General features: G+C 43.1%; 16 protein-coding genes and 1 pseudogene. 8 read left to right on the top strand and 9 right to left on the bottom strand.

Translation table 11 applies throughout. The features are described 5' to 3' along the window. Nucleotides 1-4: 4 nt before the first annotated feature. From C233_RS0106580 to C233_RS0106570, 3 genes are read right to left on the bottom strand one after another with little or no spacing between them, the layout of a single operon-like run. Nucleotides 5-904, bottom strand: a complete 900-nt coding sequence (locus C233_RS0106580) for a capsular polysaccharide synthesis protein (RefSeq protein ID WP_018666800.1) — start codon at nt 902-904, stop codon at nt 5-7. A gap of 9 nt (nt 905-913) precedes the next feature. After that, on the bottom strand, nt 914-1,828 hold the full coding sequence (locus C233_RS0106575; RefSeq protein ID WP_025068555.1) for a glycosyltransferase family 8 protein: 915 nt from the start codon (nt 1,826-1,828) through the stop codon (nt 914-916). A 9-nt stretch (nt 1,829-1,837) separates the two neighbouring features. Further along, nucleotides 1,838-2,857 carry a glycosyl transferase family 90 gene (locus tag C233_RS0106570; RefSeq protein WP_025068554.1) on the bottom strand — a complete coding sequence of 340 codons (1,020 nt, stop codon included), beginning with the start codon at nt 2,855-2,857 and terminating at the stop codon, nt 1,838-1,840. Nucleotides 2,858-3,109: 252 nt separating this feature from the next. Between C233_RS0106570 and C233_RS0106565 the strand changes: the two genes are divergently transcribed. From C233_RS0106565 to C233_RS0106550, 4 genes are read left to right on the top strand one after another with little or no spacing between them, the layout of a single operon-like run. Then, nucleotides 3,110-3,955, top strand: a complete 846-nt coding sequence (locus C233_RS0106565; RefSeq protein WP_018666797.1) for an alpha-1,2-fucosyltransferase — start codon at nt 3,110-3,112, stop codon at nt 3,953-3,955. Nucleotides 3,956-3,969: 14 nt separating this feature from the next. Then, a complete protein-coding gene (locus tag C233_RS0106560) occupies nt 3,970-4,884 on the top strand; it encodes a glycosyltransferase family 2 protein (RefSeq protein WP_018666796.1) in 915 nt (304 codons plus the stop codon). Continuing rightward, a complete protein-coding gene (locus tag C233_RS0106555; RefSeq protein ID WP_025069239.1) occupies nt 4,884-5,765 on the top strand; it encodes a beta-1,6-N-acetylglucosaminyltransferase in 882 nt (293 codons plus the stop codon). Before C233_RS0106560 ends, C233_RS0106555 begins: the two co-directional genes overlap by 1 nt. Nucleotides 5,766-5,773: 8 nt before the next feature. After that, entirely contained in the window at nt 5,774-6,952 is a 1,179-nt protein-coding gene (locus C233_RS0106550; RefSeq protein WP_018666794.1) for a glycosyltransferase, read from the top strand. 22 nt (nt 6,953-6,974) lie between these two features. On the opposite strand, the gene C233_RS0106545 is transcribed toward C233_RS0106550, so the two are convergent. The 4 genes from C233_RS0106545 to C233_RS0106530 form a co-directional block, all read right to left on the bottom strand. After that, nucleotides 6,975-7,874, bottom strand: a complete 900-nt coding sequence (locus C233_RS0106545; protein ID WP_018666793.1) for a glycosyltransferase family 2 protein — start codon at nt 7,872-7,874, stop codon at nt 6,975-6,977. 8 nt (nt 7,875-7,882) lie between these two features. Beyond that, nucleotides 7,883-8,647 (bottom strand): lipopolysaccharide kinase InaA family protein, encoded by a 765-nt coding sequence (locus C233_RS0106540; protein WP_025069238.1) that lies wholly within the window; start codon nt 8,645-8,647, stop codon nt 7,883-7,885. 7 nt (nt 8,648-8,654) lie between these two features. Further along, complete coding sequence (locus C233_RS0106535; RefSeq protein ID WP_018666790.1) at nt 8,655-9,371, bottom strand: glycosyltransferase family protein; 717 nt, start codon at nt 9,369-9,371, stop codon at nt 8,655-8,657. Nucleotides 9,372-9,470: 99 nt separating this feature from the next. Continuing rightward, a complete protein-coding gene (locus C233_RS0106530; RefSeq protein ID WP_018666788.1) occupies nt 9,471-10,019 on the bottom strand; it encodes an ORF6N domain-containing protein in 549 nt (182 codons plus the stop codon). Between the two features lie 109 nt (nt 10,020-10,128). Here C233_RS0106530 and pdxB point away from each other — a divergent pair, with 109 nt between their 5' ends. Then, nucleotides 10,129-11,187 (top strand): 4-phosphoerythronate dehydrogenase PdxB, encoded by a 1,059-nt coding sequence (gene pdxB / locus C233_RS0106525; protein WP_018666787.1) that lies wholly within the window; start codon nt 10,129-10,131, stop codon nt 11,185-11,187. A 7-nt stretch (nt 11,188-11,194) separates the two neighbouring features. Here the strand turns inward: pdxB and purN are convergent, their stop codons facing one another. Further along, on the bottom strand, nt 11,195-11,821 hold the full coding sequence (gene purN, locus C233_RS0106520; RefSeq protein ID WP_025069237.1) for a phosphoribosylglycinamide formyltransferase: 627 nt from the start codon (nt 11,819-11,821) through the stop codon (nt 11,195-11,197). A gap of 98 nt (nt 11,822-11,919) precedes the next feature. On the opposite strand from purN, the gene C233_RS0106515 reads away from it, so the two are divergent. From C233_RS0106515 to rnc, 3 genes are read left to right on the top strand one after another with little or no spacing between them, the layout of a single operon-like run. Then, a complete protein-coding gene (locus C233_RS0106515) occupies nt 11,920-12,156 on the top strand; it encodes an acyl carrier protein (protein ID WP_004291965.1) in 237 nt (78 codons plus the stop codon). Between the two features lie 23 nt (nt 12,157-12,179). After that, on the top strand, nt 12,180-13,442 hold the full coding sequence (gene fabF, locus C233_RS0106510; protein WP_025069236.1) for a beta-ketoacyl-ACP synthase II: 1,263 nt from the start codon (nt 12,180-12,182) through the stop codon (nt 13,440-13,442). 7 nt (nt 13,443-13,449) lie between these two features. Continuing rightward, entirely contained in the window at nt 13,450-14,406 is a 957-nt protein-coding gene (gene rnc, locus C233_RS0106505; protein ID WP_018666784.1) for a ribonuclease III, read from the top strand. On the opposite strand, the pseudogene C233_RS24030 reads toward rnc, so the two are convergent. After that, nucleotides 14,365-14,505: pseudogene (locus tag C233_RS24030) on the bottom strand (6-phosphofructokinase); the annotation flags it as partial. The gene rnc and the pseudogene C233_RS24030 overlap by 42 nt on opposite strands. Nucleotides 14,506-14,622: the final 117 nt, after the last annotated feature.

Here is a 14,622-nt window from a genome sequence, read left to right as displayed (position 1 = left end):
TATTTCACCTTAAATAAGTTTCAATAATATGTCCGTAGAAGGTCTTTTTTCCTTCCGGAGTTGTGAGAGATAATGGTATCTTGTAGGTTAATTTATGGAAATCGTAATCAGAGCAGAACTCATTCCACCGTTTTTCTGTGTATTCTTGATTCAAACACTTGCCAAGAGGCCCCATAACCGTTATCGGTACTTCTTCAATCATCTGATGTATAGCCGGCACATTGGCGCGGGCTATAGCAAAAGTGTAATCGATTAATAGATATTCTATCAACTTGTTATGACTTTGCCAATATGTCAAAAACATATCTGAAATGAATGCCGGCAATAGATTTCCTTTGCCGCATGCCAAAAAGAAACCGGTCCACCCGCCTCTTGAGATATTATAATAAATAGGCAAATGATGACAGCTCCAGAATATTTTAGAAGGGTCGATAAACTCACCGATATTCTTAGAGGGGAGCAATACCGTACTATCCATCCAAATTCCTCCATAGGCTTTCAGCAATAGCATACGTAATATATCGGATAAGTGGGTTAAAGTTATTTTTCCCGCTTTCCATTTCTGCAAAATACAATCCGGTAAAGTAACATATTCCCGATAATCATTTTCGGTTATCAGTATAACCGGATGATTATCGGCATGTGCCAAGACAGACTTGTAACAAGCTTTCACAATGTCCGGCATAGTTTCCTCACCTTGCCACCAACAAATCCAGATAGGAGACGTTTCGGTAATCCTCTCACAATTTTCCAACGAAGAATGTTCGTATTCAGCGATAACTTTCTTACCGCCATGAGATAATAAATGGTGTACGATTACATATTGTTTGCAGGAAACAATAAATCTCTCTATACGTTTAAAAAAACGTTTGGTCTTAGATTGCCGTATCGGAAAATTACTCATTTCTTCAAATTATAATTTCATATACTTAGGCTTACGCAATTTCAATACATACGGAAGTAACTTGACAAACCGCAAAAAACAATTCTTCAAAGACAACAAAGGACGCTTGCCTTTCCAGGGTGTCATATCTAAATACGTATAATATTCTTTCCGTAACGGATGCATACTATCATAATTCCAAGGTTTCTTATTGGTATAATGCAGTATAACCGGATTCTGCAAATCTTGCTTTAACGTCGGCCAATGTTCTATTTTCTTTTCCATACCATACCGATAGAAGGCATCCTGCATATTCCACCTTAGAGATACAAATAGCTTATGCTCGTGCAAAAGGGCATTTAACAGGTCCTGGTCGTTATAACGGATTCTTTCAGGGTAGGCCAAGAAATACTGGATACATTGCTCGTCTACTTTATGTTCTCTCCAATATTTCAGGTTAATCAATAACACGCCTGCATTAAAATAAGAATATTTAGGGTCGTACTTTAAAGTATCGTAACGTTCCATATCATCGTATCCTATATCTTCTACACACCCTACTGCATAACCTGTAAGGTCTGTATTCCAAAAATCCGAGATGTCTCCCAAAATGACAATATCACAATCCAGATACAATACCTTATCTACCGTTGCAGGCAGAATTGCAGAAAACATACAACGATAATAAGTAGCCATGGAAATACGTTTGCCGAACTTCTTGATAGAGAAGTTAGCCAACAACTCCGGCGAAGGAAAATAGAAATGGACTTCATTGTCGTAAGAAGCAGCCAAAGACTTCAATATATCCTGAGCCTTCTCCGGCAAATTCGGAGCTACAATATGTACGCAAATATCAGCAGTTTTATTATTTTCGAACAAGGAAACTAACATAACAGCACAATGTTGCGTAAAATTAGCATCAATATTGCAAGCTATATGAATCATAAAAGGTTTTTATTTATTGTTATTTTGACCCGTCATTTGAAAATACTTATTCATCACAAGCAACGAAATCAACCGTTCACGCTCCGTATCGAAGAACTGGGCTACATACTCGTGTGCATGCCGGACAATCTGCTCTGCTTCCGCAGGATGATTGATATAATAAGTCAGTTTCTGTTCCAAATCGGACAGGTCGTCCTTTATTTCTATGTAATGGTAGTCGGGAATCAATTTTCCTTCCATAAACCAGGTTTCGCAAGTGGGGCGAGTCATCACGGCAATAGAATTGGAGGACATTACCCATTTCAGATTAGAGGCTACATCATTTCCCTCCAAGGCCATAATGAATTTATAATCAAGGTGCTCGCGGATTGTCTTTTTAGGAGTCATCCATTCTTCCGGATAGCCTTCATTCTTACCTACAACGCCGCAGTCGCAAATGGCAGAGCCAAAATACATCCGAAGGAATCTTTCGCGAATACGGCTAAGGCGGATTTTGCCACGAAAGACGGCCTGATTACGTTTTTCCGAGAAGGGCACAGGGTCATTTAGGAAAATAAAATGGCGCAGTTTGTCCAGCTTCAGTACCACGGAATAAGCGTTATCATCTTTTAATAACCGGCTTTTCACTATCGAGGGATATTCAGGGGTAAAATATACGTCGCCGGGGATATAACTTATACGCAGATTCTGATTGAACCAACGGGCAACATCCTGCAAATCGAAATAATATGCTTTGTGAAAAGTAGAAGGACGAAAGTTTTTTATCTTATCCAAATATACATAATGACTATGTTTATGTTCGTGCAAAACCTGTTCCGGCAGTATTACCGGATGCTGCAACTTATTGTAATAGTTCACCCGTTCATAAATGTAATCCTTATCAGGCCGCATTTCTACTTGCTCCAAACAGCTCTTTCTCCGCATACTGAAAAAACAATCAGGTATACACCGCTTCAGATACCCTTTCAGAAAAAAGAATGCTTTTGATGGTTTACCGCTACGAAGCTTATACAACAGACTATCACTCATTTAATATTGTTTTATAGGCAATAAATAGTGTTTTTTAAACGTTCGTTTAAAAAACACAAAGATAGGAGTAATTTCTTATATAAAAAATATTGTTACTCGTTTTTTCATATCCATTGATAAAAACGTATTAATCTGATAATATCTGATTTCCGAATAGTTATAAATATAAACAAATGCTCTTCCTATACGAAGGCTCTGAGAGGTGTTTTTTAAACGAACGTTTAAAAAACACTATTCCTTAAAAACAGACATATGAGACTGATTAAAATGACAGGCGGCTTAGGAAACCAAATGTTTATCTATGCTTTCTATCTACGAATGAAAAAACGTCATACAAACACTCGGATTGATTTGTCCGACATGATGCATTACAACGTCCACCATGGCTATGAAATGCATCACGTGTTCAATCTTCCCAAAACAGAATTCTGTATCAACCAACCTCTAAAAAAGGTTATAGAATTTCTTTTCTTCAAGAAAATATATGAACGTAAACAGGACTCGTCAAACCTCCTCCCATTCGATAAAAAATACTTTTGGCCTTTGCTATATTTTAAAGGCTTCTATCAGTCGGAAAGGTTCTTTGCCGACATGGAAAACGACATACGAAAAGCCTTTACATTCAACTCAGGGCTATTCAATGAAAAGACCCAAACAATGCTAAAGCAAATAGAGCATAATGAACATGCCGTTTCACTACACGTCCGCCGGGGAGATTATTTAGAGCCCAAACACTGGAAAACAACAGGCAGCGTGTGCCAACTACCCTATTACATCAATGCTATTGCCGAAATGAACAGACGGATAGAACAACCTTTCTATTATGTTTTTTCGGATGACATAGCCTGGGTAAAGGAAAACCTACCGTTGCCACAAGCCGTCTTCATTGATTGGAATAAAGGAGTGGAAAGTTGGCAGGATATGATGCTGATGAGTCATTGCCGTCATCACATCATTTGTAACAGTACATTCAGTTGGTGGGGAGCATGGTTGAACCCCAAAGAAAATAAGACGGTGATTATGCCTGAACGCTGGTTTCAACATTGTGAAACGCCCAACATCTATCCTGCCGGTTGGATAAAAGTACCTATTAACTGATTACATACATCGCGATGATAAATACTTACCTTATAAAGAAAATAAGTTTAGCTCTTGTGGAAAGTTTCAAAACATTCCGCAAGGCCCCTCCCTCACAATTAATAATGACCTTATTGGTGAAAAACGAGGAAAACATGCTGGAGGAGAACTTATTGTTTCACAAAGCAATGGGTGTGGACGGCTTTATCATTACAGACAATAATTCCACCGACTCTACTCCTGACATTATCCGAAAATATAAACAAAAAGGGTGGATAAAGGAAGTCATTGAGGAGAAAGCAACAGACTATGAACAAAAAGAATGGGTAGACCGGATGATTTGGAAAGCCAAAACTATCTACAAAGCCGATTGGCTCATCAATGCCGATGCCGACGAGTTGTGGTACTCTCCCTCCGGTAATCTTAAAACAGACCTGTCGGCCACCCGTGCCAACGTATTGAATTGTGAAATGAGAAGCGTTTATCCGGAAGAGAACAAGCCTTTCTGGCAATGGGATAAAGTTGTGAAACCTGTCAATGAACCGGAACGCTACGATTTGTCTACCTATTCCATATTCGAACGACAGAACAAAAAAGTCATTCATCGAAGCGCCGGCTATCTGCAAATCTCTATGGGAAACCATAAAGTTACCATGTTTCCCAAACTATCCGCAGACAGTAGTATACGTATATACCATTATAACATACGCGGGAAACAACAATTCCTAGAAAAGATGATAAATGGGGGCAAACAACTAGAACAGCATAAAGGCAGACATGGAGGTCGTCATTGGAGGTACTTTTACAAATTATACAAAGAAGGAAAACTTGAATCGGAGTATGACCGGGTTATCGGGACATCCTTTTATAAAGCGCTGTGTGAGGAGCAGTTTATCATTCCGGACACAACCATTCCGGATGTCTTTAAAGAACTAAACATACACCAATGATGAAACACGCCTTTCTGATTATCGCCCACAACGAATATCCGATACTCGAAGTATTGCTTTCTATGTTAGACGACGAACGCAACGATATCTATCTGCATATCGACAAACGAGCAGTGAACCTATATCAAAAAATTAAAAGATTCAAGATAAAGAAAGCCGGTTTCTATCTCATCGAAAAAAATATGAAGGTGTATTGGGGAGACATCAGTTTAGTAAAAGTGGAATATCTCTTGTTCGAGACTGCTCTGAGAAACGGGCCTTATGCCTATTATCACTTACTGTCAGGAGTAGACCTTCCTATCAAGAGCCAAGACTACATTCATGAATTCTTTTATAAAAATTCAGGAAAAGAGTTTGTCGGCTTTTGGCAAGATGCAGCCCACCAACGGGATTTGGAGCGTAAAGTATTCCGATATTATTTTTTCACACAAAAACTGAAAAATAAAGGAAACCTGTTGCATGGAATCACCGCATTTCTCCGAAATATCGTTTTAGCCCTCCATAAAATAAGCAACTACCGCAGAAAGACAACATTTGAGTTCAAAAAAGGAGGACAATGGGTGAGCATCACTGAAAATGCCGTCAGATATCTGCTGCAATACAAGAGCATTATATTGAAACGGATGAGGTACACGCTTTGCGCAGACGAAATATTTATCCAAACCCTCTTGTGGAACTCTCCTTTCCGGGAAAAGATGTACTGCATAAATGATGCCGACACAGGCTGCATGCGAGACATTGACTGGGAGCATGGGAATCCCTACATATGGCAAAATGCCGATTATAAAAAACTCGCCGGCTCCAACAAGATTTTCGCCCGGAAGTTTCACTCCAAACAAATGCAGGTGGTTCATGAAATACAGAAATCATATTCAAAATAACGAACGTAATGAATATTTTATTTTATACTGTCAATGAAGTAGCTCCACAATATGGAGGAGTTGAAAGAATAACAGCCAATATAGCAGATGCATTAACCACATTTTATAATGCAAACTGTTATTCAGCTTATAAATATGACATTGACAGTTCATTTGAGAAACAACAATTCGTCGATACAATCAAAATCACATCTTACCATAAACTCACCCGGTTAATTCAGTTCATAGAGCAGAACAAGATTGATGTCATTATCAACCAGGGGGAACATAAACTAACCAAACACCTGAAGATAGCCTTAAGCCAATCGAATAGAAAAGAGTGTAAACTGATATTTGCACTTCACACCAAACCTGCCGCTGAAGTCAACTTTATTACTTTGGACAACCCTAAGAAAGAGCTCAAAGAGGGAAAGAACATATGGAAGAATATCAGAAAATTCGCATCTTTCCCATACCAAAAAATGAGAAAACTCATAAAGCTACCCGTCCTATATAAAGAGTCATATACTTTTTCAGACAAAGTAGTCCTCTTATCCGGGCACTTCAAAAACGACTTTCTAAAATATGCCCGTCTAAAAGAGGATAGCAAAATTAGAATAATTCACAATGCCCTCTCATTCCAATCTTTTTATGATATGGCAAACTACGGGCGCAAAAAGAAAGAAGTACTCATTGTGTCCAGATTGGAGGAAGAACCTAAAAGAGTTTCCATAGCTTTAAAAATATGGAAAGAGATTGAAGCCGACAGCAGCTTATCCGATTGGAAATTAAGAATTGTAGGCCATGGGAAAATGGAAAGCCAATATAAAGACTTTGTCAGACATCATAACCTGAGCCGCGTTTTTTTTGAAGGAGCAAAGAATTCGGAACCTTATTACAATGAAGCCTCCATATTTATGATGACCTCCTCCTTTGAAGGGTGGGCGCTGACATTAACTGAAGCACAACAATGCGGCTGCGTTCCTCTGGCCTTCAACAGCTTTGCATCATTGAAAAATATAATAACAAGTGAGGACAACGGATTCATCATCCCCAATAATGATATTCCGATGTATATCAAACAAATCAAACGGCTAATGACAGATGATAAATTGCGCAAATCCATGGCGGCCAATGCCATTGAAAGCAGCAAACGGTTTACCATTGACACCATAATAAAGGAATGGATAAAATTAGTGGAGGAATAGTATGATTTTTTATCAATCACCGCTACTTCATAATGCCCAGCCGTTCGCGTATGCCGTCGCGATAGGCTTTCCATAATTTCGGAATATCGCCCCACTGATAGGCATCGGTAAACGGGCAAGTAACAAGAGCAGTCAGGATATAACCTGCCACTCCATTAAATCCGCGAAGGTACTTTACTGCCCAGTTACGGCCATAATGGTGGTTCAGGTAAGTGGAATTACGTATCTGATAGAAACGTTTCCACTTTTTCTTCTTATTCCGTACACTCCAACTGTCATTCGAGAAGAATTTTTCCTTATCCATTAATGCCGTGGGTACATACAGTATTTTATATCCGGCCTGCACCGCACGAAGGCAATAATCCGTATCGTCGCAGAAGATAAATAATTCTTTATTGGGATAACCTATCTTCCCGATTACTTCACGCCGTATGAAAGGTCCTTCAAAGGCTGCCCCCTGTATCTCTACAGGAGCGGTTACCGTTTGCTTCGATAGTTTTCCGGTGTACATGGAAGCAAAAGGGTTTGTTAGATTATAACCTTGGAACTCATGGGTAAAGAGTTTGCCTTCCTGCAATCGGCGGGGTGCAAGTATGCCTATGTCTTCCCTGTCGGCATGGAGCAATAGTTGCTCCAGACAATCGGCACGCGGAAAAACATCGTCGTCCATACACCATACCCAGTCCGCACCTGCCTGATATGCGTATTGCATACCCGTATAAAAGCCGCCCGAACCGCCGACATTCGCCTGGTTGATAACGATAAGCTCCGATTGCGTCTCCAGCCATTCGGCAGTAGTATCCGTACTTCCATTATTGACAACTACGATAGCGGAAACCGGCTTATTCTGTTGCAGGCAACGGACTGTACGCTTCAAGAGCTCTATCCGATTATAGGTAACGACTACGGCTATGATATTCATGGCAATCTTTAATAAAGGTTATCGATTTTTCCCGGTTGGGTACTTCTATAAGCAACCATAAGTTCAAAACATTTTTCCACATCGAAGCCACGGGCTTTCGCATATTCCTCGGCCATCCAACGGTGCATCTGCGGGGTAGCGGGCAAACGTTCGAAGTTCTTGCAGCCGGCTTTCATCCCGATAGTTCCGATGAACATACGGTTCAAATCCACAATCTCCAGCTTTATTCCTTCCGGCGTTTTCCGGAATAGGATATTCTCGCGCCCATAGTCTTTATGGGCATAGCCATGTTCGTGAAGAACGGCAGTCACCCTCCCTATCTCGCGCAAGACTTCTTCTTCGTATTCGAATTTCTGCTTGAACAAATCATTATAAACATAGGGACATACCGATAGACAACTCACATAGTAGCTCTTGTCGAACAGCAGGCCACTGCGTACATTGAGATATCCTACCGGCTCGGGGGTTCCCACTCCTATATCCCGATACATCCCGGCATGGTCGTAAGAGCGCTTTGCTTTAGAAGGACGGAAAATACCGTATACAAAACGGTTGATGAGATTGGGACGGTGGAAGGACTTAACGACGTATTGCCCTCCGTTATACTCCATTTTCCTCAATTCGTTACGCCCTTTATGGATAACAATGCCTTCATTCCGTTCGAAGCGCTCCGGCAAAGAGAGGACAAACTCTCTCAATGCCTCAAAATCCGGATGAATCACCACGGTACGGGGATGAAAAATATCGGTTTTCCGGTTCATTTCAGATTTCATAGCCATATCAGATTTTATCCAGTCCTTTCGTGTACTTCAACCAGTAATATTTCAGCGGATTCTTATATTTCAGTTGTTTCCACGGACGGCTACCGTGAGGACGATGCCATACGGGCAATGTGGTAAACAGGTAGTTCTTAAACCCTTCCTTCAAGGACTGATGCGAGATAGTTACATCATGCCAGTTCTTTTCAGGGTCTAACCGGTGGAAATCGAAGGCTTTCAGAAAATCCAATGTCAGCAGGGAACAGCAGAAGCTACAATGTTTCTGTTCGGGGAACACCCGGTTTTCCTTGCCTTTCGCAAAAAGGTAGGGATAGTTGATGTCTCCATTCTCGTCTACCGTTACGGCAGCGGCAATACCGCAGTCCGGCCTTTCCGTCGCTCCGTCGAACAAGGCCTGCAACGTATCTTTCCGTACTATCACATCCGACTCTACGATAATCAGGCCGGCTTCCGCTTCAATAGCACGCTGCTGTGCCATTTGCAGAACCAACAGGTAGTTCGGAGAGGGGTGTACCGTAATCTCCGCAAGATTCACCAGTTCGAATCCCAACTTTTCGGAGGCTTCCTGCAACTTTGCCGTATTTTCTTCCGTGCTGAAATCATTGTACACGGTATAGGTAAACGGCGTCTGAAAATCGGATGCCATAACGGCCTCCGCCGTTTGCAGCGTCAGTTCGAAAGAGTCCTTTACAGGAGTAATGATATGAATACACTTCATCTGATATTAATAATTCGTCTTTGTTCAACAAACTGTAAAATTCCCACAAGTTGACAAAACTATACAATATTTTGCACACAGCCAAACCGTTCGCTGCATTTATTCTTCGCCCGCTTTCCGCTTGACCGTATGCTTTACCTTCAACAGGGCGAGATTCAGTTCGATTGTCGTTTCCGAATCCGTTGCCTGCAGGTTATTATCCAACAGGTCGGCGAACATATCGCCGCTTTTCTGCAACAGGGATTTTTGCTCTTCCTCGGAAGCATCCGGCAAACTGCCTATCGCACGGGAAAGTTCGCGCAACTTGGCAAAGGTTTCGATAATCGTGAATGTCGCATTTGTGGCACGGGGACTCTTCAGAATGGTGGCAAGCATATAAAGGCCTTTTTCGGTAAAGGCTTTGGGAAGCACCCGGGATTTGGAAAGGTTTGTGGTGGAATTTTTCCACCGCAAACCAACGAATTCCCTGGTATTCAATTCAATAAGATACCCTTTGGGGAATTTATCCGGATTGTTCTTGACAGCTTTATTTATGTCGCGTGTCTCCACCCCGTACAAAACTGCTACATCCCTGTCCAAAAGGACTTTCTGCCCGCGAAGGGTAATTATCTTATCTTCTATTTCTTCAAAACCGGCAAGTGTATTCATCAGCGTATGATTTATGATATAAACAATCTGCCAAAGATATGCATTATTACATCGGCAATGCCTGTTCTCACGAATTATTTCTAACTTTGCCTGCAATAAATAAAAAGATATGAAAGTAATTGTCGATAACAAGATACCTTTTATAAGGGAAGTCATTGAAAAGATAGCGGATGAAGTGGTCTATGTGCCGGGAAAAGATTTCACCCCCTATTTGGTGAAAGATGCGGATGCGCTTATTATCCGTACACGTACCCGCTGCAACCGCGAGTTATTGGGAGGCAGCAAAGTGAAATTCATCGCCACGGCAACTATCGGTTTCGACCACATCGATACGGAATATTGTCGTAAAGCAGGTATCGCCTGGAGCAATGCTCCCGGCTGCAACTCCGCCTCCGTAGCCCAATACCTGCACTCATCCCTGATTTTACTGCGTAAACTGAAAGGTATCGACTTATCGAAAGCCACTATCGGCATTATCGGAGTGGGCAACGTGGGCAGCAAAGTAGCCAAAGTTGCACAAGAGCTGGGAATGCGCGTTCTGCTGAACGACCTCCCGCGCGAAGATAAAGAGGGAAAACGGGGATTCGCTTCCCTGCAGTCGCTTGCAGAAGAATGCGACGTACTCACTTTCCATGTGCCTCTGCATAGGGGAGGTAAATACAAGACTTATCACCTGGCCGATGCCGCTTTTTTCCGGTCGCTGAAACGCCGCCCCGTCATCATCAATACCTCGCGCGGCGAAGTGATAGAAACCGGTGCACTGCTGGATGCCCTGGAAAACGGACAGGTTTCGGATGCCGTTATCGATGTATGGGAGAACGAGCCGGATATAAATCTTACCTTATTAAATAAGGTGTTCCTCGGCACGCCGCACATTGCCGGTTATTCGGCAGACGGCAAGGCCAATGCAACCCGCATGTCGCTGGATGCCTTATGCCGGCATTTCAATATACAGGCAGATTACCGGATTGTCCCCCCTCCTCCGGCGCAGCCGCAAATTATGGCAACCAGCCTATCGGAAGTCTACCTGCAAATGTACGACCCCCGGCGGGACAGCGATGCACTGAAAACGCGTCCAGAGTTATTCGAAAAGCTACGGGGAGACTATCCCTTGCGGAGAGAGAAGGAAGCATATACAATATCGAATACCATGCAGCGGATTCTGTGAGAAAGCGTCAGCGGATTTCCGAGAGCAGGCGGGCGATGACTTGCGGATAATATTCATACTCCAACGCATGCACTTTCTTTGCCACATCTTCCGCCGTATCCTGCGGCAAAACCGGACATTTGTACTGCACTATGGTTTCGCCTTCGTCGAAATGCTCATTCAAATAATGTATAGTGATACCGGTTTCCGTTTCGCCGGCAGCTACCACTGCCTGGTGTACACGGTCGCCGTACATTCCCTTGCCGCCGAATTTAGGCAATAAGGAAGGATGAATATTTATAATTTTATTGGGATAAGCATGCAAGATGCAATCCGGCACACGCGCAAGGAAACCGGCAAGGACTACAAAGTCGATATGCTTGTCTTTCAGCAGGGACAACACAGCCTCTCCGTCCGTCCATTCGGCCTTCTCCATATAGGCAAACGGAACATTCAGACTACGTGCACGTTCCAAAACAAAGGCAGCCTTCCGGTTAGACAGAACCAGCCCTACATTCACCGTTCCGCTATTTCGGAAATAGCGGATGATATTTTCTGCATTCGTCCCGTTACCGGAAGCCAAAATAGCAATGTTTTTACTCATAAACCCTCCAATCCCTGCACAAAACCGTGAAAAATGTGCAAAAATGTGCATTTAATTCATCAAATATTTGCGAGGAATGATAAATATTCATTCCTTTGCACCGCAAATTTAAAGAAATAAAACTAATTATTAATTAAAAACTTAAAGTTATGTCTGAAATTGCATCAAGAGTGAAAGCGATTATCGTCGACAAATTAGGCGTTGAAGAATCAGAAGTTACTAACGAAGCTAGCTTCACTAACGATTTGGGAGCAGATTCTCTTGACACTGTAGAACTTATCATGGAATTCGAAAAGGAATTCGGTATCTCTATCCCCGATGACCAGGCTGAGAAGATTGGTACGGTAGGTGATGCTGTATCTTACATCGAAGAACACGCTAAGTAATCTTAATCCATTCATTTCTTAGTATGGAATTAAAAAGAGTTGTAGTAACAGGTCTTGGCGCCATTACTCCCATTGGCAACACAGTACCCGAATTTTGGGAAAATCTCGTGAATGGGGTTAGTGGAGCGGGACCTATTACTCATTTCGACGCATCGCTTTTCAAGACCCAATTCGCATGCGAAGTGAAAAACTTTGATGCCAATCAATATATCGACCGCAAAGAGGCACGCAAGATGGACTTGTACACTCAATATGCTATCGGCGTAGCCAAGCAGGCGGTAGAGGATTCCGGTCTTGATGTCGAAAATGAGGATTTGAACAAAATCGGTGTCATCTTCGGCGCCGGTATTGGTGGAATCCGTACATTTGAAGAAGAAGCAGGTAACTATGCCCTCCATAAAGAAAACGGTCCCAAGTTCAATCCGTTCTTCATCCCCAAGATGATTTCGGATATCGCTGCCGGACAAATTTCTATCCTGTACGGTTTTCATGGTCCTAACTATGCGACGTGTTCTGCATGCGCCACTTCTACCAACGCAATTGCCGATGCATTCAACCTTATCCGTCTGGGTAAGGCCAATGCCATTGTAAGCGGTGGTTCGGAAGCAGCTATCGCCGCTTGCGGCGTAGGCGGTTTCAACGCCATGCATGCCTTGTCCACCCGCAACGACTCTCCGGAGACTGCATCCCGCCCGTTCAGCGCAAGCCGTGACGGTTTCATCATGGGTGAAGGCGGCGGATGCCTGGTTCTCGAGGAGCTGGAACATGCCAAAGCGCGCGGAGCCAAGATTTATGCAGAGGTTGCCGGCGTAGGTATGTCTGCCGATGCTCATCACCTGACAGCTTCCCACCCGGAAGGCCTGGGAGCCAAGCTGGTAATGATGAATGCACTGGAAGATGCGGAAATGAAGCCCGAAGAAGTGGATTACATCAATGTGCACGGCACATCTACTCCTGTGGGTGATATCTCGGAAGTGAAAGCTATCCAGGAGGTATTCGGGAAACATGCTTACGAGCTGAATATCAGTTCGACTAAGTCCATGACAGGTCACTTGCTGGGTGCTGCCGGTGCGGTAGAGGCGATTGCAAGTATCCTTGCCATTCAGAACGGCATCGTTCCCCCGACTATCAATCACGAAGAGGGCGATAACGACGAAAACATCGACTATGACCTGAACTTTACGTTCAACAAGGCTCAGAAGCGCGAAGTGAACGTAGCTTTATCCAATACTTTTGGCTTCGGCGGTCATAACGCATGTGTTATTTTCAAGAAATACGCAGAATAATACGGTCGTGTTACGTAACCAGATAGACAAGATAAGGCTCTTATTCCGTAAGGACAGAGAGTCTTATTTTTGTTTTTACAGGATACTCGGTTTCTTTCCCCGCGACATCCGTTTCTACCAGCAGGCCCTGCTGCACAAATCCACCTCTATCCGTTCCGAAAAAGGGCGTCCGCTAAACAACGAACGGCTGGAATTCCTGGGCGATGCCATTCTGGACGCTATCGTAGGAGATATCGTATACAGACATTTCGAAGGCCGCCGCGAGGGTTTCCTAACCAATACCCGCTCAAAAATAGTACAGCGCGAAACATTGAACAAACTGGCTGTGGAGATAGGGCTGGACAAGCTCGTCAAGTACTCCACCCGCTCCTCCTCGCACAACAGCTATATGTACGGAAATGCTTTCGAGGCATTTATCGGAGCTATCTACCTGGACCAGGGATACGAACGCTGCAAGCAGTTCATGGAGGAGAAAATACTTAAGAACTACATCGACCTCGACAAAATGTCGCGCAAGGAGGTCAACTTCAAATCCAAACTTATCGAATGGAGCCAGAAGAACAAAATGGAAGTGTCCTTTGAACTGATAGAGCAATTTCTCGACCGGGACTACAATCCGATGTTCCATACGGAAGTACGCATCGAAGGGCTTTCTGCCGGTACGGGTACGGGCTACTCCAAGAAAGAATCGCAACAGAACGCCGCACAAATGGCATTAAAGAAAATCAAGAGCGACGAGGCGTTCAAGGAGGCCATTGAAACAGCCAAAATACAAAACCACACAACAGCAACAGCAGCAGCAGAAGAAGAAGAAGAAGTAGCAGAAGAAACTGCAACGGAAGGCATCCCCGCTGTGGAAGCACCGGAAACGGCCGAAGCTCCGGAAAGTACAAAGGAGGATACCGTACGGAAGACTGCCGAATCACCCGAAACAAATTCCCATACGCTTCCCCTGAACGACTAAATCGTGCTCCTCGGTCACTAATTTCAGCTTACCGGCTATTTCGTCCAAAGGCGCGGAAGATATTTCATTTCCTTTCAAAGTTACCATACGTCCGAACTGTTTAGGGATATTCAGTAAATGTCCCTAAAAATCAAGATGGCATATGAAGATGATAGAGCATACTCACTTCATATGCCATTTTTATAGTCCTATTCCTGTAATTTCTCACACAATCTT

The organism is Bacteroides gallinarum DSM 18171 = JCM 13658 (assembly GCF_000374365.1).
GTDB classification, from domain to species: domain Bacteria; phylum Bacteroidota; class Bacteroidia; order Bacteroidales; family Bacteroidaceae; genus Bacteroides; species Bacteroides gallinarum.
The sequence above is the reverse complement of the archived record's forward strand: the minus strand, read 5'-3'. Positions and strand labels throughout refer to the sequence as shown.

What these genes read in the sequence shown, in the direction of transcription:
- C233_RS0106555 (WP_025069239.1), top strand. Translation starts at nt 4,884, where the DNA reads ATGAAACACGCCTTTCTGATTATCGCCCACAACGAATATCCGATACTC.
- C233_RS0106570 (WP_025068554.1), bottom strand. Translation starts at nt 2,857, where the DNA reads ATGAGTGATAGTCTGTTGTATAAGCTTCGTAGCGGTAAACCATCAAAA.
- C233_RS0106550 (WP_018666794.1), top strand. Translation starts at nt 5,774, where the DNA reads ATGAATATTTTATTTTATACTGTCAATGAAGTAGCTCCACAATATGGA.
- C233_RS0106515 (WP_004291965.1), top strand. Translation starts at nt 11,920, where the DNA reads ATGTCTGAAATTGCATCAAGAGTGAAAGCGATTATCGTCGACAAATTA.
- C233_RS0106540 (WP_025069238.1), bottom strand. Translation starts at nt 8,647, where the DNA reads ATGAAATCTGAAATGAACCGGAAAACCGATATTTTTCATCCCCGTACC.
- purN (WP_025069237.1), bottom strand. Translation starts at nt 11,821, where the DNA reads ATGCACATTTTTGCACATTTTTCACGGTTTTGTGCAGGGATTGGAGGG.
- C233_RS0106565 (WP_018666797.1), top strand. Translation starts at nt 3,110, where the DNA reads ATGAGACTGATTAAAATGACAGGCGGCTTAGGAAACCAAATGTTTATC.
- C233_RS0106580 (WP_018666800.1), bottom strand. Translation starts at nt 904, where the DNA reads ATGAGTAATTTTCCGATACGGCAATCTAAGACCAAACGTTTTTTTAAA.
- C233_RS0106545 (WP_018666793.1), bottom strand. Translation starts at nt 7,874, where the DNA reads ATGAATATCATAGCCGTAGTCGTTACCTATAATCGGATAGAGCTCTTG.
- C233_RS0106560 (WP_018666796.1), top strand. Translation starts at nt 3,970, where the DNA reads ATGATAAATACTTACCTTATAAAGAAAATAAGTTTAGCTCTTGTGGAA.
- C233_RS0106530 (WP_018666788.1), bottom strand. Translation starts at nt 10,019, where the DNA reads ATGAATACACTTGCCGGTTTTGAAGAAATAGAAGATAAGATAATTACC.
- C233_RS0106535 (WP_018666790.1), bottom strand. Translation starts at nt 9,371, where the DNA reads ATGAAGTGTATTCATATCATTACTCCTGTAAAGGACTCTTTCGAACTG.
- fabF (WP_025069236.1), top strand. Translation starts at nt 12,180, where the DNA reads ATGGAATTAAAAAGAGTTGTAGTAACAGGTCTTGGCGCCATTACTCCC.
- C233_RS0106575 (WP_025068555.1), bottom strand. Translation starts at nt 1,828, where the DNA reads ATGATTCATATAGCTTGCAATATTGATGCTAATTTTACGCAACATTGT.
- pdxB (WP_018666787.1), top strand. Translation starts at nt 10,129, where the DNA reads ATGAAAGTAATTGTCGATAACAAGATACCTTTTATAAGGGAAGTCATT.